This window comes from Aromatoleum sp. (assembly GCF_036675785.1).
Taxonomy (GTDB): Bacteria; Pseudomonadota; Gammaproteobacteria; order Burkholderiales; family Rhodocyclaceae; genus Aromatoleum.
On record NZ_JAKFEF010000075.1, the window covers coordinates 20,911 to 40,400 of the forward strand.

Sequence of the window (19,490 nt, forward strand, 5' to 3'; positions counted from 1 at the left end):
GCCAACCGCGACGACCGGGACCGGGCGGAAGACCGGGACTTTCCCGGTGCCCTCCCGGTCATTCGTCCGCCCAGGCCTTAGCGCGCTCCACCGCGCGACGCCAACGTGCGAGAGTCGCCTCCCGCAGTGCGGCCGACATCGCCGGCTCGAAGCGGCGCTCCTCCCGCCAATGCGCGGCGACTTCGTCGAGGCCCGACCACAGGCCGACCGCGAGGCCCGCAAGACAGGCGGCCCCGAACGCGGTCGTCTCGAGCATTTGCGGACGGACGACGGGTACGCCGAGCAGATCCGCCTGCATCTGCATCAACAGGTCGTTCGCTGCGGCGCCGCCATCGACGCGCAACTCGGTAAGCGGTGCCGCCCCGTCGAGGTTCATCGCCGCGACGAGATCGACCGTCTGCAACGCGATCGCTTCGAGCGCCGCCCGCGCGATGTGCCCCGCCCCGCTACTGCGCGTCAAGCCGAACAGCGCGCCGCGCGCATAGGCGTCCCAGTGCGGCGCGCCGAGGCCGGTGAAGGCCGGCACGAGGACGACGCCGCCGCTGTCCGCCACGCTCGCCGCGAGTGCTTCGACTTCCGCCGCCGTCCGGATCAGCCCGAGGCCGTCCCGTAACCACTGCACGGTCGCACCGCCCATGAAAATGCTGCCTTCGAGCGCATAACGGATCCCGGCGGCCGTCCGCCACGCAACCGTGGTCAGCAGCCGGTTTGCCGACGGGACCGGCCGGCTACCGGTATTCATCAGCAGGAAGCAGCCGGTCCCGTAGGTGTTCTTCGCCATCCCGGGCACAAAGCACGCCTGACCGAAGGTCGCCGCCTGCTGGTCCCCGGCGATGCCCGCGATCGGCACCGCTGCGCCCAGGACTTCGGCACGCGTCTCGCCGCAGATTCCACTGCTGTCGACGATCTCCGGCAGGAGCGCGCGCGGGATGTCGAGGAGCGCGAGCAGTTCCTCGTCCCAAATGCCGCGATGGATGTCGAAGAGCATAGTCCGCGATGCGTTGCCGGCGTCGGTGACATGCACGGCGCCCCCGGTCAGATGCCACACCAGCCAGCTGTCCACGGTGCCGAACGCGAGCTCGCCGCGCTCCGCCCGCGCCCTCCCGCCGGGCACGTAGCGCAGCAGCCACGCGAGTTTCGTCGCCGAGAAATAGGCATCGAGTTCGAGGCCGGTCCGCGCGCGGATCATGTCGCCGTGTCCTTCATCGCGCAGCCGGTCGCAGTCCGCCGCGGTGCGACGGTCCTGCCAGACGATCGCCGGGGCGACCGGACGGCCGGTGGCCCGGTCCCACAGGATCGTCGTTTCGCGCTGGTTCGCGATCCCCAGCGCCACGAGCTGCGCCGCGGTGATGCCCGCCTCGCTAAGCGCCATCCGTGCGCAGTCGAGCTGAGTCGACAGAATCTCGCCCGCATCATGCTCCACCCAGCCCGGATGGGGATAGCGCGCCGCGACCGCGCGTTGCGCTGCGCCACGCACCCGCCCGTCCGCGTCGAACACCATCGCCCGCGAACTCGTCGTGCCCTGATCGAGCGCCAGTAGGTAGCTCATGATGCGCCGCTCCGCAGTTGAACGTGCCCAAAGCCTACTCCGTTCGCCGCGCTGACGGACATCCTCTGGGCATAGATTGAAGCCCCCACCGACGGGGGCTATAGTGGTGCGCATGACCCACTCGCCGTTGCGGAGAGCACGATGATCACCACCTACCACAGCCCGCATCTCGTCTCGGTTGCCGTATTCGGCGAATTCACGCTCGCGGACTACAAGGAATTCGAGGAAGTCGTGAACTACAAGGTGCAGTTCGAAGGTCCGGTCAATCTGCTCATCGACCTACGCCAAATGATCGGCTTCACGTTCGACGTCGCCTGGGAAGAAATCAAGTTTTCGCGCCGCCATTCCCGCGATTTCAGCCGCATCGCGGTGCTCACCGAGAACCAGTGGGTGACCTGGAGCGCGTGGATATCGCAGTTCTTCGTCGATGCCGAAGTGCAGGTCTTCTTCGAGGAGGCGGACGCCCGGGCGTGGGTCGAAGGCGCGGAGGAGCCGACGCAGTGAACGCGTCCTACGGCACGCTGATCGCCCCCCGGGAACTCGCGCAGCACCTGGGCGAAGCCGATTGGCGGATCTTCGACTGCCGGCACGATCTGACGAACCCGGATTTCGGCCGGGCCGCCTACGCGCGCGGGCATCTGCCCGGTGCTCAGTTCCTGCACATCGACGAGGACCTTTCGGGGGCGATGAGCGGCACGAACGGCCGTCACCCGCTCCCCGAGCCCGACGCGCTCGCCGCGCGGCTCGGCCGCCTCGGCGTCGCGAACGACATGCAAGTCGTCGCCTACGACGACGCGGGCGGCATGTTCGCGGCACGGCTGTGGTGGCTGATGCGCTGGCTCGGGCATCACCGTGTCGCGGTACTCGACGGCGGCCTCGTCGGCTGGTGCGAAGCCGGGCAGGCGCTGACTCCGGCGGTAGCGGCCTTCCCGGCGACGACCTACGACTTTTCGCTGAAACCCACGACGGTCGACGCCGATTTCGTTCAGGGGCACCTCCGCGACGACCGCATGACGCTGATCGACGCGCGCAGTCCCGATCGCTTTCGCGGCGAAAACGAAACGCTCGACCCGGTCGGCGGCCACATCCCCGGAGCCCGCAACCGCTTCTTCCGCGACAACCTGACCGCCCGCGGCAGCTTCAGGCAGGCGTCGGTACTGCGCGAGGAATTCGCCCGCCTGCTCGGGGGGCAAGACCCGCGTCGCGTCGTCCACCAGTGCGGCTCGGGCGTCACCGCCTGCCACAATCTTCTTGCGATGGAATCCGCGGGCCTGTCGGGCTCGCGACTCTATCCCGGATCCTGGAGCGAATGGTGCGCCAATCTCCACCGCCCGGTCGCGACCGGAGCCGAAGACTGACGTCAGTCGAACAGGTCCGGCCCGACGGACACCAAGCGATGCAACGCAGTGGCGCCGGGCCTCCTGTCGAGGTTCGCGCAGTCCCGGCCCGGGCGGGGCCGGGCCCGTCTCGCTCGCCGCCGGCCCGAACCGTCCACCGTTTCAGAACCGCTCGACCCACGGACGCAGGTCCATCTCCTGCGTCCAGGCGTTGCGCGGCTGGCAGTAGAGCTGAAAGTATGCTTCCGCGATCGCGGCCGGGTCGAGCGTCGCGTCGCCGGCGTCGTCGGCACTGCGCTGCACGCTCCCCGACGGACGAATGTGCCCGTCGATGATGACGTGCGCGACGTGTATCCGTTTCGGCTGCAATTCGCGCGCCATGCTCTGTGCGAGGGCGCGCAGCCCGAACTTGCCGACCGCCAGGTTGTGAAAACCGGCGCTTCCCCGCAGGCTCGCGGTGGCGCCGGTGAAAAGGATCGTCCCGCCCCGCCCTCCGCTTGCGGCGCGCGCGAGCATGCCGCGCGCTGCGCAACGCCCGACGAGGAAGCCGCCCATGCAGCCGACCCGCCAGCAGCGCTCGAACTCTTCCGCGGTCGTGTCGAGGATGCCGCGCGGGACGAACGCGCCGGCGTTGTAGACCACGACGTCCGGCTCGCCGAACTCGGCGCGCACCTCGCCGAAGAAGTTCTCGACGGCTTGCTCGTCCGTCGCGTCGCACGCGAAAGCCCGCGCCGCGTGACCGATCCCCGCGGACTCGGTCGCGAGCAACTCGAGCCGTCCCAAGTCGCGCGCACCGAGCGCCACGTTCATCTCGGCTCTGCCAAAGCGTCGTGCCAACGCACAACCGAGCCCCGGCCCTGCCCCGACGATCACCGCAAGCTTTTTCTGCTCCATGCCGTCCTCCTTCGCCTCGCGGCTGCCTGCGCCGCGGCACCTCGCTGAAGCTTAGTTCACGAGTCCATGCGGTGCAGCCCGGAGCACGCGCCGGCTACCAGTCGAGCTTTTCGACCCCGCCGAGCGAGCGGCCGAGGAAACGCTCGCCGATCGTCTGGAAGCGCAGCGGCACGTCGGTGACGACAAAACGGTACATCGCCTCGTGGGGACAGGTGTTCACGATGCCGAGCGCGTGCAACTTCGCGGCAGCGAGCTCAGCCGTGGTCACCGCGGAGTCGACGAGGCGAACCCCAGGGCCCGCGACATCCCGCAGCAGCGGCTTCAGCAGCGGATAGTGCGTGCAGCCGAGAACAAGGCTATCGACCTCCTCGGCCAGCACCGGCTTCAGATACTCCTGCGCGGTAAGACGCGTCACGGGGTGGTCGAGCCAGCCTTCCTCCACAAGCGGAACGAACAGCGGACACGCTTGCGAATAGACCCGCGCACCGGGATCGAGCGCGTGAATGCGTCGGGCGTAGGCGTTGCTGTTGACGGTGGTCGGCGTGCCGATCACGCCGATGCCGCCGCCACGCGACTGGGCGACCGCCGCAAGGGCGCCGGCTTCGATCACGTCAAGCACCGGGATGTCACCGGCGCGTTCGCGCACGATGGACGCTGCGACCGCGGCCATCGTGTTGCACGCGACGATCAGCATCTTGACGTCCTGCTGGAGCAGGAAATCCGTGATCTGCGCGGTGAAATGCTCGATCGTCGCGACCGACTTCACACCGTACGGCACGCGGGCGGTGTCGCCGAAATAGACGATCCGCTCGAGCGGAAGCCGCTCCATCAGCGCGCGGACGACAGTCAGGCCGCCGATGCCGGAATCGAATACGCCTATCGGTCGGGAAACATCCACATTGGGGCCTGAATCGGTGGGGAGCGCGCGATTCTAGCACCGGCGCCGCGAGCAGCGCCCGTTGCCAGCGCGGTGACTACGTCGCCGCGCTCTTGCCAAGGCCGTGCTGCCGCAGGGCCCACTCGACGTGTTCGCGGACGAGTTCCGACGCGTCTTCCGCGCGGGCGTGTAGCGCCGCGATGCTCTCGGGCGAGGAGGGTGCATTGCCGAGCGCGACCGCGAGATTGCGGGACCAGCGCTCGAAGCCGATGCGATGAATCGGGCTGCCCGCTGTCCGCGTCGCGAAATCGGACTCGGTCCAGGCGAAGAGTTCGATGAGCGTCGCGCGATCGAGGCCGTGGCGCGGGCCGAAATCGGACTCGGCGGTGGTCTTCGCGAAACGGTTCCAGGGACAGACGAGCTGGCAGTCGTCGCAGCCGTATATCCGGTTGCCGACGAGCGGCCGCAGCGCTTCGGGGATCGCCCCTTTCAGCTCGATCGTCAGGTACGAGATGCAGCGCCGCGCATCGACCCGGTAGGGGGCGACGATCGCGCCGGTGGGGCACGCATCGAGGCAGGCGCGACAGGAACCGCAATGCCCCTCTTCCGGTGGATCGACGGGCAGCGGCAGGTCGGTGAAGATTTCGCCGAGGAAGAAGAACGAGCCCGCCCGCCGGTTCAGCGTCAGTGTGTGCTTGCCGCGCCAGCCCAGGCCCGCCCGGGTCGCGAGTTCGACCTCGAGCACGGGAGCCGAATCGACGAACACGCGGTAGCCGTGCGGCGCCTCGGCGCTGATCCGGTCGGCGAGCTTCTGCAGCCGGGCGCGCATCACTTTGTGATAGTCACGCCCCAGCGCGTAACGCGACACGTACGCGCGGGCCGGGTCGTCGAGCGCGTCCTGCGCATCCGCCGCCTGCGGCCAGTAGTTCATCCGCACGCTGATGACCCGCAAAGTACCCGGCACCAACTCGTCCGGGCGCGCGCGCTTCATGCCATGGCGCGCCATATAATCCATCTCGCCGTGACACCCTTCCGCGAGCCAGGCCGCAAGACCGGGCTCCGCGTCGCGAAGGTTCACGTCGGAAATGGCGACGGCATCGAAGCCCAGTTCCGCCGCCCAAACATCCAGTTGCCGCGCCAGTCCGGTCAGAGACGGCGAGGCGCCCGCTTCAACCGAGACGTGCTGATGATTCAGATTTTTCACCCGGCAAATGATACCGGCCGCGGGATTTCCGCGCACCTGGACGGCGAAGCCGACACGGAAGCGATCGGCGCCGCCCTGACGCCGGCGCTGCTCGGCGGCCTCGTGATCTACCTCCGGGGCGACCTCGGCGCGGGGAAGACGACGCTCGTCCGCGGCGCACTCCGCGCACTGGGTCACGCCGGAAAAGTGAAAAGTCCGACATACACCTTGATTGAACCTTATGTTTTTTCTAGATTAGACTTATATCACTTTGATTTTTATCGTTTCGCCGTTCCAGAGGAATTTCTGGAAGCAGGGCTCGACGAATATTTCGCCGGAAACGGTGCGTGCCTCGTGGAATGGCCGGACAAGGCCGTTCCTTATCTCGCACCACCCGACGTGGAGTTACGTCTCGGCGTCGCCGACACCGGTCGCCGTTTCGAGGCGTCTGCACTGACGGAGGCAGGACGTAAATGCTTGAGCAGACTGAATTCGGAACTGAGCCGCCCGCGCCTGTGAACACCGCCTCGCACCTCACCCGACGCAACCTTCTGAAGTTCGCCGGCGCTTCGCTCGCGCTGCTCGTCAGCCCGGTCGGCTTCGCGGCGACGAGTCTTCTCGCCGTGCGTGTCTGGCCGGCAAACGACTACACGCGGATCACGCTCGAAGGCAGCCATCAGCTGAAGTTCAGCCACCTCCTCGTGAAGGATCCCGAACGCCTGGTCGTCGACCTCGAAGGCGTCCAGCTCGACAGCGTGCTGCAGACGCTTCCGTCGAAGGTGCTCGACTCGGATCCTTACATCAAGCTGATCCGCGCGGGACAGAATCGCCCGGGCGTGGTGCGGATCGTGATCGAGCTCAAGAACGAAATCGCGCCGCAGGTCTTCACGCTCGAGCCGGTCGGCGATTACGGGCACCGCCTCGTGCTCGACCTCTACCCGACCGAGCCGGCGGATCCGTTGCTTGCGCTGATCGAAAAATCGTCTCCGCTGGACGCCGCGGCAGGCGAGACGCCGGCGAGTGATCCGGGCACTCAGCAGCCGGTGCGCGAAAGCATGGCGCAAGGCACCCCGAGGCGAAAAGGCGCGCCGTCGGTGAACCGCCTCGTCACGATCGCGCTCGACCCCGGCCACGGCGGCGAGGACCCGGGGGCCGTCGGGCGGCGCGGCAGCTACGAGAAGAACGTGACCTTGTCGATCGCCCACCGACTCAAACGGAAGATCGACGCCGAACCGAACATGCGCGCGATGCTGACCCGCGACGGCGACTATTTCGTCCCGCTCGGCCAGCGCGTAACGCGCGCGCGCCGCGTGCAATCCGACCTCTTCGTATCGATCCACGCCGACGCGTTCGTGCGCCCCGAAGCGCGCGGGAGCTCGGTGTTCGTGCTTTCGGAACGCGGCGCATCGAGCTCCGCGGCCCGCTGGCTCGCGCAAAAGGAAAACGACGCCGACCTCATCGGCGGCGTCAATCTCGCGAAGCAGGAAGGGCACCTCGCCCGGACCTTGCTCGACCTTTCGCAGACCGCGACGATCAACGACAGCCTGAAGCTCGGCAAAGCGGTGCTCAACGAATTGGGCGACATCAACACGCTGCACAAGGCGCATGTCGAGCAGGCGGGCTTCGCGGTACTGAAGGCGCCAGACATCCCGTCGATCCTCGTCGAGACGGCCTTCATCAGCAATCCCGAGGAAGAGCAGCGGCTCAACGACGACGCGTACCAGGACAAGATGGCCGAGGCGATCATGAAAGGCTTGCGGCGTTACTTCAAGGACAACCCACCGGCCGGCCGCACGAAGGTCGCGCAGTTGGACTGATCGCGGCAGGAGCGCGGACAGCCGGCGTTGCCGTTATAATTGCCGTTTTTCTAGGCGGTTATGCAGGTTTTTCGCGGGATTCCCGAGCGCGCCTCGCAGTCCTCGGTCCTCACCATCGGCAATTTCGACGGCGTGCACCGCGGCCACCAGGCCCTGCTCAAGATGCTCACCGACAAGGCGCGCTCGCTGGCGCTGCCGGCGGTGGTGCTGACGTTCGAGCCTCATCCGCGCGAATACTTCTTCCCCGCCAGCGCACCGGCGCGCCTCGCATCGCTGCGCGAAAAGCTCCTCCTGCTCGCCGGCTGCGGCGTCGATCGCGTGCATGTCTGCCGTTTCGACTCGCGCTTTGCCGCGATCACCGCCGATGAATTCATCGACCGTATTCTCGTGCGAGGCCTCGGCGTCCGCCACCTGATCATCGGCGACGATTTCCGCTTCGGCGCGAAGCGCCAGGGCGATTTCGCGATGCTGAAAGCCGAGGGCGCGAGCCGAAGGTTCGCGGTCGAAGCGATGCCGACACTGGATATAGATGGCGAACGCGCCTCCAGCTCGGCTGTCCGCGCGGCGCTCGCCGGAGGCGATCTCGCCCATGCCGCGCGCTTGCTCGGGCGCCCCTACAGCATCGCGGGCCGCGTGGTTCATGGCGACAAGATCGGTCGCACGCTCGGCTTTCCGACCGTCAATATCCAGATGAAGCATCGCCGCCCCGCGCTCTCGGGCATCTTCGCAGTCGGTGTCGAAGGGCTCGCGCCGCATCCGGTCGCCGGCGTTGCGAGTATCGGCGTGCGCCCGACGGTCACCGACTCGGGACGGCCGACGCTCGAAGTCCATCTGTTCGACTGGGACCGCGACTGTTACGGCGCCCACCTGCGCGTGCATTTCCTGAACAAGCAGCGCGACGAGGCGAAGTTCAGCTCGCTCGACGCGCTGACCGCCCAGATTGCCCGGGACGCGGACGCGGCCTGCGCCTGGTTTGCCCAGAATCCGATCCGAAACTGAAGCGGAACCCCAAATGGCCGATTACCGCAAGACCCTCAACCTGCCCGACACCCCGTTTCCGATGCGCGGCGATCTCGCGAAGCGCGAGCCGGGCTGGATCGCCGAATGGCAGGCGAAGAAGCTCTACCAGAAGATCCGCAGCGCGGCCGCCGGCCGGCCGAAGTTCATCCTGCATGACGGCCCGCCGTACGCGAACGGCGACATCCACATCGGCCACGCGGTGAACAAGATCCTCAAGGACATCATCGTCCGCTCCAAGACGCTCGCCGGCTTCGATGCGCCGTACGTTCCCGGCTGGGACTGCCATGGTCTCCCGATCGAGCACCAGATCGAGAAGCAGCACGGGAAGCACCTCGCCGCCGACCGCGCGCGCGAGTTGTGCCGCGGCTACGCGACCGAGCAGATCGAGCGGCAGAAGAAAGATTTCATCCGCCTCGGCGTCCTCGGCGATTGGGACCACCCGTACCGGACGATGAACTTTTCGAACGAGGCGGACGAGATCCGCGCGCTCGGTGACATGTATCGCAAGGGCTTTTTGTTCAAGGGTCTGAAGCCGGTGAACTGGTGCTTCGATTGCGGCTCGGCGCTCGCCGAAGCCGAGGTCGAATACCAGGACAAGAAGTCGCCTGCGGTGGACGTCGGCTTCCGGCTCGACGACGCCGACCGCGCGAAGCTCGCGTACGCGTTCGGGCTCGACGCGCTGCCCGACGAGCCGGTGTTCGCGGTGATCTGGACGACGACACCGTGGACAATTCCGTCGAACCAGGCGCTCAACGTGCATCCGGAACTGATGTACGAACTCGTCGAGACGTCGAAGGGCCTGCTCGTGCTCGCCGCCGAACTTCGGCGCAGCGCGCTGGAGCGTTATGCCCTCGAAGGCCGGGTACTCGGCGCGGCGCACGGCGTCGCGCTCGACCGCATCAACTTCCGCCACCCTTTCTACGACCGCCTCTCGCCGGTTTTCCTGGGCGATTACGTCGCCGCGGATGCCGGCACCGGGATCGTGCATAGCGCCCCGGCCTACGGTCTCGACGACTTCAATTCCTGCACGCGCTACGGGATGCGCAACGACGAGATCCTGAACCCGGTGCAAGGCGACGGCGCGTTCGCCGACAGCCTGCCGTTCTTCGGCGGTCTGTCGGTCTGGGACGCGAACCCGAAGATCATCGACAAGCTAGCCGAAACCGGCGCGCTGTTCGCGTCCGGCGCGCTGACCCACAGCTACATGCACTGCTGGCGCCACAAGACGCCGGTGATCTACCGGGCGACGACGCAATGGTTCGTCGGCATGGACCGCCTCCCGGGCCGCGACGCCGTCGATGCCGGCGCCCCGACGCTGCGCGAACTCGCGCTGAAGGCGGTGGACGACACGCAGTTCTTTCCCGCATGGGGCAAAGCGCGGCTGCACTCGATGATCGCGAACCGTCCTGACTGGTGCGTGTCGCGCCAGCGCAACTGGGGCGTGCCGATCCCGTTCTTCCTGCACAAGGAGACCGGGGCGCCGCACCCGCGCACGCTCGAACTGCTCGAACAGGTGGCGCAGCGCGTCGAGCGGGAAGGCATCGACGCGTGGTTCAAGCTCGACGCCGCCGAACTCCTCGGCAACGAAGCCCCGCTGTACGACAAGATGCGCGACACGCTCGACGTCTGGTTCGATTCGGGGACGACGCACCGCACGGTGCTGCGCGGGTCGCACGAGGCCGACAGCCGGTGGCCGGCCGACCTCTACCTCGAAGGCTCGGACCAGCACCGCGGCTGGTTCCATTCGTCGCTGCTGACCGGCTGCGCGATCGACGGGCGTGCGCCCTACGACGGGCTGCTCACGCATGGCTTCGTCGTCGACGGCCAGGGCAAGAAGATGTCGAAGTCGAAAGGCAACGTCGTCGCGCCCCAGGAAGTCTCCGGCAAGCTCGGTGCGGAAATCCTGCGCCTGTGGGTCGCCGCGACCGATTACTCGGGCGAGCTGACGATCTCGAAGGAAATCCTCGACCGCGTCGTCGAAGTCTACCGGCGCCTGCGCAACACGTTGCGCTTCCTGCTCGCGAACACCGCCGACTTCGACATCGACAAGGACGGCGTGCCCGTCGAGCAGTGCCTCGACGTGGACCACTACGCGCTCGCGCTGACACAGCGTCTTCAGGAGCAGGTCACCGCCGACTACGCGCGCTACGAATTCCACAAGATCGTCCAGGCGCTGCAGAACTTCGCCGCCGAGGACCTTGGCGCCTTCTACCTCGACATCCTGAAGGACCGCCTCTATACGATGAAGGCGGACTCGCCGGCGCGACGCGCGGCGCAGACTACGCTATGGCACATCACGCAGGCGATCACGCGGATGATGGCGCCGATCCTGAGCTTCACCGCCGAGGAAATCTGGCGGCTGGCCGGCGACGGCCCGGACGATAGCGTGATGCTGCACACCTGGCATGCGCTGCCGGACCTTCCCGCGGCCGACGAGACGCTCGCGCGCTGGACGCTCATCCGCAATACCCGCGCGGAGGTGCAAAAGGTGCTCGAGGGCCTGCGCACCGAAGGGAAGATCGGCTCGTCGCTGCAGGCGGAAGTGCGCGTGCGTGCCGCCGGCGACCGCTACGAGGCGCTCGCGAGCGTCGGGCAGGACCTGCATTTCGTGTTGATCACGTCCCGCGCGGAACTCGTCCGCGTCGACTCGGAAGCGGACGAAGGTATCGAGGCGGCGCCGTCCGGCGAGCAGAAATGCGGGCGCTGCTGGCATTTCCGTCCGGACGTCCGCGCTCACGCGGATCACCCGGAGCTGTGCGGCCGCTGCCACACGAACCTCTTCGGCGACGGGGAAATCCGCGCCCATGCGTAGTCCGACCCCGGCTGCCGGCGCATGGTCTCGCGCCGCCGCCCCGCTGACCCGCCGCTTCTTCGGCTGGCTCGAACTGTCCGCGCTGGTCGTCGTTCTCGACCAGAGCGCGAAATGGGTGGTGCTATCGAAGCTCAGCTTCGGCGAGGCGGTGCCGGTGACGAGTTTTTTCCAGCTCGTCCTCGTCTTCAATCCCGGCGCCGCATTCAGCTTTCTCGCCGACCACAGCGGCTGGCAACGTTGGTTCTTCATCGTTCTCGCGCTCGTCGTCTGCGGATGGCTGCTCACGATGCTGCGCACGCACCAGCGCGAACTGGTGCTGCCGCTCGCGTTCAGCCTCGTCATTGGCGGCGCGATCGGCAACGTCATCGACCGCGTCGTACATGGCGCCGTGGTCGATTTCCTCTATTTCCATATCGGCCGCTACGGCTGGCCGGCCTTCAACGTCGCAGACTCGGCGATTACCGTCGGGGTCGCGCTGATGTTGCTCGCGCAGTTCCGCACGCCCCGCGACACAACCACCACGGAGAACCCCTCGTGACCCAGATCGTCAAACCCGACAGCCTGGTGACGCTGCATTACCGCATCGCCATGGAAAATGGCCAGCCGCTGATCAGCACCTTCGAAGGAACGCCGGCGACGCTGCAACTCGGCGCCGGAGAGCTGCTGCCGAACCTCGAGCGCCTGCTCGCCGGTCTGGAAGTCGGAAAACACGAGCTTTTCACGCTTCCTCCGGAGCAGGCGTTCGGCCCTCATAACCCCGAGCTCGTCGAGCGCGTCAAGCGCGAACATATGCCCGAAGAGGACATCGCACCGATGACGATCATGGAATTCGCCGCACCCGACGGGTCGCGCTATTCGGGCCTCGTGCGCGAGATCAGCGAGGAATCCGCGCTCGTCGACTTCAATCATCCGCTCGCCGGCAAGACGATCCGCTTCGAAGTGGAAGTCATTGGCGTTCTCTGACAACCGGCAGCCGCCAGCCCACCACAACCCACCTCACGAGATTCCCAGATGAACGACAAGGAAATCCTTCTCGCGAACCCGCGCGGCTTCTGTGCCGGCGTCGAACGGGCGATCGAGATCGTCGAACGGGCGCTCGCACGCTTCGGCGCGCCGATCTACGTCCGTCACGAGGTCGTGCATAACAAGTTCGTCGTCGACGGGCTGCGCGCGAAGGGCGCGATCTTCGTCGAGGAACTCGACGAGGTGCCGTCCGGCAACACCGTCGTTTTCAGCGCCCATGGCGTCGCCCAGGCGGTCCGCCAGGAGGCCGAAAGTCGCGGCTTGCGGGTGTTCGACGCGACTTGCCCGCTCGTGACGAAAGTGCACCTCGAAGTCGCCCGGATGCGCGAACAGGGGCGCGAGATCGTGATGATCGGCCACAAGGGGCATCCGGAGGTCGAAGGCACGATGGGTCAGGTCACCGACGGCATCCACCTCGTCGAGATCGTCGAAGACGTCGCGACGCTGAACGTTCGCGACCCCGGGCAGCTCGCGTACGTCACCCAGACGACGTTGTCGGTGGACGACGCGGCGACGCTCGTCGCGGCGCTCAAGTCGCGCTTTCCTACCATCGTCGGGCCGAAGAAGGACGACATCTGCTACGCGACGCAAAACCGCCAGGACGCGGTCAAGTTCCTGGCGCCACGCGTCGAAGCGGTCTTCGTCGTCGGCTCGCGCAACAGTTCGAACTCGAACCGTCTTCGCGAAGTCGCCGAACTGCTGGGCGTGGCCGCATACCTCATCGACAACGCCGAAGGAATCGATCCCGCCTGGCTCGAAGGCAAAAAGCGCTTTGGCGTCACCGCCGGCGCATCGGCCCCCGAAGTGCTGGTCGAGGCGGTGATCGAGCGCTTGAAATCGCTCAGCGGCGGCTCGGTGCGCGCGCTCGACGGGGTGCCGGAAAAGATCACGTTCCCGCTGCCTAAGGAATTGCAGACGCCGAGTTGAGCCGGCTTTTGCTGCCGACTGGCGCGACGTTCGGCGCGATAGGCGCACCGCGAACGTCCTTTGCGACGGAACTCGCTCCGGCCGGCGTGAGCCCGTGCGCGGAAATCCGCGAGGCTCCCCTTGCCGGCAGTAAGTCGGGCCGGGCGCTTAGAGATGCGGCCCGACGATCCTGCGGTAGAACTCGTGGAAATGCTGCGTCCCGTCTTCGTATGGCGACTGGTACGGACCGACCTCGTTGCGCCCCTCCTGCATCAGCGCCCACCGCCCCCTGTCCATGCGCTCGCCGATGTCGTCGTCTTCGATCGCAGTCTCCATGTACGCGGCCTGCTCCGCTTCGACGAACTCGCGCTCGAACTCGACGATATCCTCCGGATAGTAGAACTCGACGACGTTGGTCGTCTTGTTCACATCTCTCGGGATGAGGGTGCTGACGACCAGCACGTGCGGGTACCACTCGACCATCACGTTGGGATAATAGGTGAGCCAGATCGCCCCTTGCGCCGGCCGCTTGTCGCCGTAGTAGTCGAGGACGGCCTTGTGCCATTTTTCGTACGTCGCCGACCCCGGCTTGGCGAGCGAGGTAATGCCGACGCGCTGCACCGAATACCAGTCGTCGAACTGCCAGGTCAGGTCATCACACGTGACGAAGTGGCCGAGGCCAGGGTGATACGGAACGACGTGATAGTCCTCGAGATAAACCTCGATGAACGTCTTCCAGTTGTAATTGCAGTCGTGAATCTCGACGCGATCGAGCTTGAAGCCGGAAAAATCGAACTCCGATGCGAGTTCCATGCCCGCAAGGTCGTCGCGCGCCGAACGCGGACCGGCAAACAACAGGCCGTGCCAGTTCTCGAGCGCATCGCGCTTCAGGTTCAGGCACGGATTCTCTTGGAAATGCGGCGCGCCGAGGAGAACCCCCTGCTGGTCGTAAGTCCAGCGATGCACCGGACACACGATCCGTTCGGCCTTGCCGGCCCCTTGCAGCATGATCGCCTGCCGATGCCGGCAGACGTTCGACAGCCGGTGAATGCCTTCGTCGGTGCGGAACAGCAACTTGGAGTGATCGAGCCACTCGAGAGAGCGGTAGCTTCCGGTTTCCGGAACCATCAGCTCATGGCCGACGTACCCCGCACCCCGGCCCAATAGCAGCTGCTTTTCGAGTTCGAAAACCTTTTCATCGAAGTACATCGAGACCGGCAATTGGGAAGCCGCCGATGCCAGTTTCGCCTTGGATGCAAGGTCGGACATCCCGAACCTCCCCCGTGAATTCCAAGAAATTCGGAAAAAATGAGCGCATGATTCTATGCGAGAAGTTGTTTGACCGCCACTGGCGCGATCGGTTACTTTCCTCCCTTTTATCGTCCGCCTTCGAGCCATGGCCAAGACGCAAAACGCGCCGAAATCCTTCGAGTCGGCCATCACGGAGCTCGAAACGATCGTGCAGGAAATGGAAACCGGGACGATCTCGCTCGAACTGGCGCTGGAGCGGTATCAGCGCGGCGTGATCCTTCTGAAACACTGCCAGGAAACCTTGCAGGCCGCCGAGCAACGGGTGCATCAACTCGAAAACGGCGTCGTCGTCCCGATCACTCCCGCCGAAGACAAGAGGGTCCCGGAATGAGCCTGACGAATTTCGCTACCTGGATGGACAGCATCCAACGGCGTTCCGAACTCGCACTCGCCGCGGTGCTACCCGAGGCAAGTGTCGCTCCCACACGCCTTCACGAAGCGATGCGTTACGCCGTCCTCGGCGGCGGCAAGCGCGTGCGGCCTTTACTCGTCCACGCGGCCGGCGAACTTGCCGGAGCGACCGCGACGCGGCTCGACCGTGTCGCGTGCGCCGTCGAACTGATTCACGCCTACTCGCTGGTCCACGACGACCTTCCGTGCATGGACAACGATGTCCTTCGGCGGGGAAAACCGACGGTGCACGTGGAGTTCGACGAGGCGACCGCACTGCTCGTCGGTGACGCACTACAGGCGCTTGCCTTTCAGGTGATCTCCGAAGCGCCGCTGGCCGACGCCCCTTCCGTGCAACTCGACATGCTCGCTCGGCTCGCGCGCGCCAGCGGTTCACGCGGCATGGCAGGCGGTCAGGCGATCGACCTCGAGGCGGTCGGCAAGCAGCTCACGCGCGAAGAGCTCGAGTTCATGCATATCCACAAGACCGGAGCCCTCATTCGCGCATCCGTATCTCTTGGCGCTCGATGCGGCTCGAGCCTCGGCCCCGACGCCATTGAACGGCTGGACCGCTACGGCAAGCTGGTTGGCCTGCTCTTCCAGGTCGTCGACGACATTCTCGACGCGCAATCCGATACCGCGACGCTCGGCAAGACCGCCGGCAAGGATGCCGATCACAACAAGCCGACCTACGTCACGCTGCTCGGCCTGACCGAAGCGCGCGCGCTGGCCGAATCCCTGCTGGACGAGGCGCGAAACACGTTGACGCCGCTGGGAGACGGGGCAAACAGACTCGACGAACTTGCCACGTTCATCGTTCACCGAAGATTCTGAATTCCGACTTCGCCGGAACCTTACATGTCCTCGTATTCCCTGCTGCATCGCATCGATTCCCCATCCGACCTGCGTCGACTCGAGCGGGGAGAGCTTCCGGCGCTCGCCGCCGAATTGCGCGCGTTCCTGATCGAGTCCGTTTCCCGCACGGGCGGACATTTGTCGTCGAACCTCGGCACGGTCGAACTTTCGATCGCCCTGCATTACATCTTCGACACCCCCGACGACCGGATCGTCTGGGACGTGGGACACCAGACCTACGGGCACAAGGTCCTCACCGGCCGGCGAGAGGCAATGGCACGCCTGCGCCAGTTCGGCGGCATCTCCGGCTTTCCGCGGCGCTGCGAAAGCATCTACGACACTTTCGGCACGGCCCACTCTTCGACATCGATCTCCGCCGCGCTCGGCATGGCGGTCGCAGCCCGCGACCGCGGCGAGAGCCGGCGCGCGATCGCGGTCATCGGCGACGGTGCGATGTCGGCCGGCATGGCTTTCGAAGCACTGAACAACGCGGGCGACACGCGCGATATCAATCTCCTCGTGATTCTCAACGACAACGAGATGTCGATCTCTCCGCCTGTCGGAGCGCTCACACGAATCCTCGCGCGCATGATGTCGGGGCGAACTTACAACGCAGCCCGGCGCGCTGGCGAAAAGGTCCTCGGTGTCGCCCCGCCGATGCTCGATTTCGCGCGAAAAGTCGAAGAACATGTGAAGGGACTGATCACGCCGGGGACACTGTTCGAGGAATTCGGTTTTCACTACTACGGTCCGATCGACGGGCATGACCTCGACGCCCTGATCCCGACGCTGCAGAATCTGCGCAAGCTCAAGGGACCGCAGTTTCTGCATGTGATCACGCGCAAGGGACAGGGCTACAAGCTCGCCGAGGCGGACCCGATCCTTTACCACGGCGTGTCGAAGTTCGATCACCGGGCCGGCATCGACGCGGGGAAGGCGGGGGGCAAGCTTACCTACACTCAGGTCTTCGGCGACTGGCTTTGCGATATCGCGCGGCAGGACGATAAAGTCGTCGGGATTACGCCGGCGATGCGCGAAGGCTCAGGCATGGTCCGGTTCGCGCAAGAGTTTCCCGATCGCTATCACGACGTCGGAATCGCCGAACAACACGCGCTGACCTTCGCCGCCGGACTCGCCTGCGAAGGCTTCAAGCCTGTCGTCGCGATTTACTCTACCTTCCTGCAGCGTGCGTACGATCAATTGATCCACGATATCGCGCTGCAGAACCTGCCGGTAATGTTCGCACTCGATCGAGCCGGCCTCGTCGGCGCCGACGGCGCAACACATCACGGAGCATTCGATCTCTCCTTCCTGCTCTGCATTCCCAACCTGGTCGTCATGACGCCCGCGGACGAGAATGAATGTCGCCAGATGCTCTACACCGCTTACGTGCACGACGGCCCGGCCTTGGTCCGCTATCCCCGCGGAGGCGGCATGCAAGTTTCACCGCAATCGACGATGACCGCTCTGCCGGTCGGCAAAGGCGAGATCCGCCGCAGCGGTAAAGGGATCGCCCTGCTGGCATTCGGCAGCCTCCTTCCGAATGCCCTCGGCGCGGCCGACCAACTCGATGCGACGGTGGCGAACATGCGTTATGCAAAGCCCCTCGACCGGACTTTGATCGCAGAACTCGCTGCGACCCACGACTTGCTCGTTACTCTCGAAGAAAATGCGATCATCGGTGGAGCAGGATCGGAAGTCGCGCGAGTCCTCGAAGAACTTCCCCAGCGTCCGCGCCTGCTACGCCTCGGTCTCCCGGATCGTTTCATCGACCACGGCGACCAGGCGCAGCTACTGGAATCGATCGGACTCGACGCAGAAGGCATTACCGCCGCGATCCGAGAGGCCGTAGCGATCCGCAGTTGAAAGATTTGCGGAACAAAAAGATCAGCGCAAGCGAAACCCTGGGAAACTCGCCATGACATCCAAACAGACTCACCCGATCCCCGACGTCCAGAATTCGAGCGACAGCCGCCAATTGGCGATCGACAAAGTCGGGGTCAAGTCGATTCGACATCCGGTTCGAGTAAGCGACAAGTGCGGTGGCGTCCAGCACACGGTCGCGCTATTCAACATGTACGTGGGTCTCCCTCACAATTTCAAGGGGACTCACATGTCGCGTTTCATCGAGATCATCAACAGCAATGAGCGCGAGATCTCAGTCGAATCCGTCGAGCCGATGCTGCGGGAGATGGTGAGGCGCCTCGAAGCGGAAACCGGCTATATCGAACTGACCTTCCCGTATTTCATCAACAAATCGGCGCCCGTATCGGGCGTTCAGAGCCTGATGGATTACGAAGTGATGTTCGCGGCACAGATTCTCGAAGGCGGCGTCTGCGAGCTCACGATGAAGGTCGTTGTACCGGTTACAAGCCTTTGCCCCTGCTCGAAAAAGATCTCGGACTACGGAGCCCACAATCAACGTTCACACGTCACCGTAACCGCGCAGACAAACGCGTTTGTCTGGATCGAAGAGATTATCGAACTCGTCGAGAATCAAGCCTCTTGTCAGCTCTACGGGCTGCTGAAGCGACCCGACGAAAAATATGTGACCGAACGCGCCTACGACAACCCCAAATTCGTCGAAGACATGGTCCGCGACGTCGCGGGCCTCCTCGACGCCGAGTCTCGTATCGACCGATACACCGTCGAATCCGAAAATTTCGAATCGATTCACAACCATTCTGCGTACGCGCTGATAGAGCGCGATAAGCGCAGCAACGGTTAAAGGTGTCCCGAAAGGCCGCTTCGTCCAAAACGTCCGCAACGGCCTCCTCTCCTGCAGGCTATCCCTTATCTCCGTGCCGGCACAAGAAGCTCGGCCTGACCTTCGAGCACCGGCTTCCCTGCGACGGTACACACGGTATCGAACAGAACGCGCCGCTTTTCCGGTATCAGTTCTAGAACCGTTACGCGGGCCACGACGGTGTCCCCTACCTTGACGGGCGCCTTGAACTTGAGCGACTGCGCCAGATAGATACAACCCGGCCCCGGCAGCTTCGTACCAAACACAGCCGAAATAAAACTCGCCGACAGCATGCCGTGGGCGATTCGCGCGCCGAACATCGTCGATTGTGCGAATTCGTCGTCAAGATGGACCGGGTTTGTGTCGCCGGAGATGCCGGCAAACATGAGAATATCCGCGTCCGTTACGGTATGACCGAGTGACGTGGACATGCCTACGTGAAGATCCTCGAACTTATACCCATAACACTCGGAGAAATTACGTCCCGCTTCGCTCATAAAACTTCAACTCCCTATTAATTTCGGCTTCTTTCAGTGATATGGCATTTGCCATGGAAGCACTTCCGCGTAAATTTCAATCATTCGTTAGCATACCTCGCGACGCCTCGAGCCTTCTCTTCCAATCTGAATCAAATCGTAAACATAAAAAAAAAGCCGCTTCTCGATTTTCGAGAAGCGGCTTTTTGGATTGGGTAGTCTGACGATGACCTACTTTCACACCCGGCTGGGCACTATCATCGGCGCGGTCTTGTTTCACGGTCCTGTTCGGGA

The 19,490-nt window shown here is 64.8% G+C and carries 20 protein-coding genes; 13 read left to right on the forward strand and 7 right to left on the reverse strand.

The features are described 5' to 3' along the window. Nucleotides 1–58: 58 nt before the first annotated feature. Nucleotides 59–1,549, reverse strand: a complete 1,491-nt coding sequence (glpK, locus tag V6M37_RS16230; RefSeq protein WP_332675056.1) for a glycerol kinase GlpK — start codon at nucleotides 1,547–1,549, stop codon at nucleotides 59–61. Nucleotides 1,550–1,690: 141 nt separating this feature from the next. On the opposite strand from glpK, the gene V6M37_RS16235 reads away from it, so the two are divergent. Together V6M37_RS16235 and V6M37_RS16240 are read left to right on the forward strand one after the other, a co-directional pair. Further along, on the forward strand, nucleotides 1,691–2,053 hold the full coding sequence (locus V6M37_RS16235; RefSeq protein WP_332675058.1) for an STAS/SEC14 domain-containing protein: 363 nt from the start codon (nucleotides 1,691–1,693) through the stop codon (nucleotides 2,051–2,053). Beyond that, nucleotides 2,050–2,907: a sulfurtransferase gene (locus tag V6M37_RS16240; RefSeq protein WP_332675060.1), complete on the forward strand. Its 858-nt coding sequence runs from the start codon at nucleotides 2,050–2,052 to the stop codon at nucleotides 2,905–2,907. The genes V6M37_RS16235 and V6M37_RS16240 overlap by 4 nt, the downstream gene beginning before the upstream one ends. A 141-nt stretch (nucleotides 2,908–3,048) precedes the next feature. Here V6M37_RS16240 and V6M37_RS16245 read toward each other — a convergent pair whose 3' ends face one another. The 3 genes from V6M37_RS16245 to queG form a co-directional block, all read right to left on the reverse strand. Beyond that, the gene (locus tag V6M37_RS16245) at nucleotides 3,049–3,780 is read right to left on the reverse strand and encodes an SDR family NAD(P)-dependent oxidoreductase (protein WP_332675062.1); all 732 of its coding nucleotides are present in this window, start codon (nucleotides 3,778–3,780) and stop codon (nucleotides 3,049–3,051) included. 94 nt (nucleotides 3,781–3,874) lie between these two features. Then, nucleotides 3,875–4,678 (reverse strand): glutamate racemase, encoded by an 804-nt coding sequence (gene murI / locus V6M37_RS16250; protein WP_332675064.1) that lies wholly within the window; start codon nucleotides 4,676–4,678, stop codon nucleotides 3,875–3,877. 76 nt (nucleotides 4,679–4,754) lie between these two features. Further along, nucleotides 4,755–5,807, reverse strand: a complete 1,053-nt coding sequence (gene queG, locus V6M37_RS16255) for a tRNA epoxyqueuosine(34) reductase QueG (RefSeq protein WP_332675088.1) — start codon at nucleotides 5,805–5,807, stop codon at nucleotides 4,755–4,757. A gap of 36 nt (nucleotides 5,808–5,843) precedes the next feature. On the opposite strand from queG, the gene tsaE reads away from it, so the two are divergent. From tsaE to ispH, 7 genes are read left to right on the forward strand one after another with little or no spacing between them, the layout of a single operon-like run. Then, entirely contained in the window at nucleotides 5,844–6,359 is a 516-nt protein-coding gene (gene tsaE, locus V6M37_RS16260; RefSeq protein ID WP_332675066.1) for a tRNA (adenosine(37)-N6)-threonylcarbamoyltransferase complex ATPase subunit type 1 TsaE, read from the forward strand. Further along, entirely contained in the window at nucleotides 6,314–7,657 is a 1,344-nt protein-coding gene (locus tag V6M37_RS16265; protein WP_332675067.1) for an N-acetylmuramoyl-L-alanine amidase, read from the forward strand. The genes tsaE and V6M37_RS16265 overlap by 46 nt, the downstream gene beginning before the upstream one ends. A gap of 60 nt (nucleotides 7,658–7,717) precedes the next feature. After that, complete coding sequence (locus tag V6M37_RS16270) at nucleotides 7,718–8,656, forward strand: bifunctional riboflavin kinase/FAD synthetase (RefSeq protein ID WP_332675068.1); 939 nt, start codon at nucleotides 7,718–7,720, stop codon at nucleotides 8,654–8,656. Nucleotides 8,657–8,669: 13 nt separating this feature from the next. Beyond that, nucleotides 8,670–11,489, forward strand: coding sequence for an isoleucine--tRNA ligase (gene ileS, locus V6M37_RS16275; RefSeq protein WP_332675070.1), 2,820 nt, complete (start codon nucleotides 8,670–8,672; stop codon nucleotides 11,487–11,489). Continuing rightward, nucleotides 11,482–12,027 carry a signal peptidase II gene (gene lspA / locus V6M37_RS16280; RefSeq protein WP_332675072.1) on the forward strand — a complete coding sequence of 182 codons (546 nt, stop codon included), beginning with the start codon at nucleotides 11,482–11,484 and terminating at the stop codon, nucleotides 12,025–12,027. Before ileS ends, lspA begins: the two co-directional genes overlap by 8 nt. Further along, on the forward strand, nucleotides 12,024–12,452 hold the full coding sequence (locus V6M37_RS16285; protein ID WP_332675074.1) for an FKBP-type peptidyl-prolyl cis-trans isomerase: 429 nt from the start codon (nucleotides 12,024–12,026) through the stop codon (nucleotides 12,450–12,452). The genes lspA and V6M37_RS16285 overlap by 4 nt, the downstream gene beginning before the upstream one ends. A 48-nt stretch (nucleotides 12,453–12,500) precedes the next feature. Further along, on the forward strand, nucleotides 12,501–13,439 hold the full coding sequence (gene ispH, locus V6M37_RS16290) for a 4-hydroxy-3-methylbut-2-enyl diphosphate reductase (protein ID WP_332675076.1): 939 nt from the start codon (nucleotides 12,501–12,503) through the stop codon (nucleotides 13,437–13,439). A 147-nt stretch (nucleotides 13,440–13,586) separates the two neighbouring features. Here ispH and V6M37_RS16295 read toward each other — a convergent pair whose 3' ends face one another. After that, nucleotides 13,587–14,687 (reverse strand): aromatic ring-hydroxylating oxygenase subunit alpha, encoded by a 1,101-nt coding sequence (locus V6M37_RS16295; protein WP_332675077.1) that lies wholly within the window; start codon nucleotides 14,685–14,687, stop codon nucleotides 13,587–13,589. 127 nt (nucleotides 14,688–14,814) lie between these two features. Here V6M37_RS16295 and xseB point away from each other — a divergent pair, with 127 nt between their 5' ends. Genes xseB through folE2 form a run of 4 tightly spaced genes read left to right on the forward strand, consistent with a single transcriptional unit; the run spans nucleotide 14,815 to nucleotide 18,702 of the window. Further along, complete coding sequence (gene xseB, locus V6M37_RS16300; RefSeq protein WP_332675079.1) at nucleotides 14,815–15,060, forward strand: exodeoxyribonuclease VII small subunit; 246 nt, start codon at nucleotides 14,815–14,817, stop codon at nucleotides 15,058–15,060. Then, a complete protein-coding gene (locus tag V6M37_RS16305; protein WP_332675081.1) occupies nucleotides 15,057–15,953 on the forward strand; it encodes a polyprenyl synthetase family protein in 897 nt (298 codons plus the stop codon). Before xseB ends, V6M37_RS16305 begins: the two co-directional genes overlap by 4 nt. A gap of 24 nt (nucleotides 15,954–15,977) precedes the next feature. After that, entirely contained in the window at nucleotides 15,978–17,840 is a 1,863-nt protein-coding gene (dxs, locus tag V6M37_RS16310) for a 1-deoxy-D-xylulose-5-phosphate synthase (RefSeq protein ID WP_332675083.1), read from the forward strand. A 52-nt stretch (nucleotides 17,841–17,892) separates the two neighbouring features. Next, a complete protein-coding gene (gene folE2 / locus V6M37_RS16315; RefSeq protein WP_332675085.1) occupies nucleotides 17,893–18,702 on the forward strand; it encodes a GTP cyclohydrolase FolE2 in 810 nt (269 codons plus the stop codon). A 65-nt stretch (nucleotides 18,703–18,767) separates the two neighbouring features. Here the strand turns inward: folE2 and V6M37_RS16320 are convergent, their stop codons facing one another. Together V6M37_RS16320 and V6M37_RS16325 are read right to left on the reverse strand one after the other, a co-directional pair. Next, nucleotides 18,768–19,217 carry a MaoC family dehydratase gene (locus V6M37_RS16320; protein ID WP_332675086.1) on the reverse strand — a complete coding sequence of 150 codons (450 nt, stop codon included), beginning with the start codon at nucleotides 19,215–19,217 and terminating at the stop codon, nucleotides 18,768–18,770. Nucleotides 19,218–19,293: 76 nt separating this feature from the next. Further along, on the reverse strand, nucleotides 19,294–19,490 hold a 197-nt coding region (locus V6M37_RS16325; protein WP_332675087.1), incomplete at its 5' end, for a hypothetical protein.

Bases quoted from the DNA above. Each gene is read 5' to 3' on its own strand.
- tsaE (WP_332675066.1), top strand. From the start codon at position 5,844: ATGATTCAGATTTTTCACCCGGCAAATGATACCGGCCGCGGGATTTCC.
- V6M37_RS16305 (WP_332675081.1), top strand. From the start codon at position 15,057: ATGAGCCTGACGAATTTCGCTACCTGGATGGACAGCATCCAACGGCGT.
- ispH (WP_332675076.1), top strand. From the start codon at position 12,501: ATGAACGACAAGGAAATCCTTCTCGCGAACCCGCGCGGCTTCTGTGCC.
- glpK (WP_332675056.1), bottom strand. From the start codon at position 1,549: ATGAGCTACCTACTGGCGCTCGATCAGGGCACGACGAGTTCGCGGGCG.
- V6M37_RS16265 (WP_332675067.1), top strand. From the start codon at position 6,314: ATGCTTGAGCAGACTGAATTCGGAACTGAGCCGCCCGCGCCTGTGAAC.
- V6M37_RS16245 (WP_332675062.1), bottom strand. From the start codon at position 3,780: ATGGAGCAGAAAAAGCTTGCGGTGATCGTCGGGGCAGGGCCGGGGCTC.
- lspA (WP_332675072.1), top strand. From the start codon at position 11,482: ATGCGTAGTCCGACCCCGGCTGCCGGCGCATGGTCTCGCGCCGCCGCC.
- folE2 (WP_332675085.1), top strand. From the start codon at position 17,893: ATGACATCCAAACAGACTCACCCGATCCCCGACGTCCAGAATTCGAGC.
- V6M37_RS16295 (WP_332675077.1), bottom strand. From the start codon at position 14,687: ATGTCCGACCTTGCATCCAAGGCGAAACTGGCATCGGCGGCTTCCCAA.
- V6M37_RS16270 (WP_332675068.1), top strand. From the start codon at position 7,718: ATGCAGGTTTTTCGCGGGATTCCCGAGCGCGCCTCGCAGTCCTCGGTC.
- V6M37_RS16320 (WP_332675086.1), bottom strand. From the start codon at position 19,217: ATGAGCGAAGCGGGACGTAATTTCTCCGAGTGTTATGGGTATAAGTTC.
- dxs (WP_332675083.1), top strand. From the start codon at position 15,978: ATGTCCTCGTATTCCCTGCTGCATCGCATCGATTCCCCATCCGACCTG.
- ileS (WP_332675070.1), top strand. From the start codon at position 8,670: ATGGCCGATTACCGCAAGACCCTCAACCTGCCCGACACCCCGTTTCCG.
- xseB (WP_332675079.1), top strand. From the start codon at position 14,815: ATGGCCAAGACGCAAAACGCGCCGAAATCCTTCGAGTCGGCCATCACG.
- V6M37_RS16235 (WP_332675058.1), top strand. From the start codon at position 1,691: ATGATCACCACCTACCACAGCCCGCATCTCGTCTCGGTTGCCGTATTC.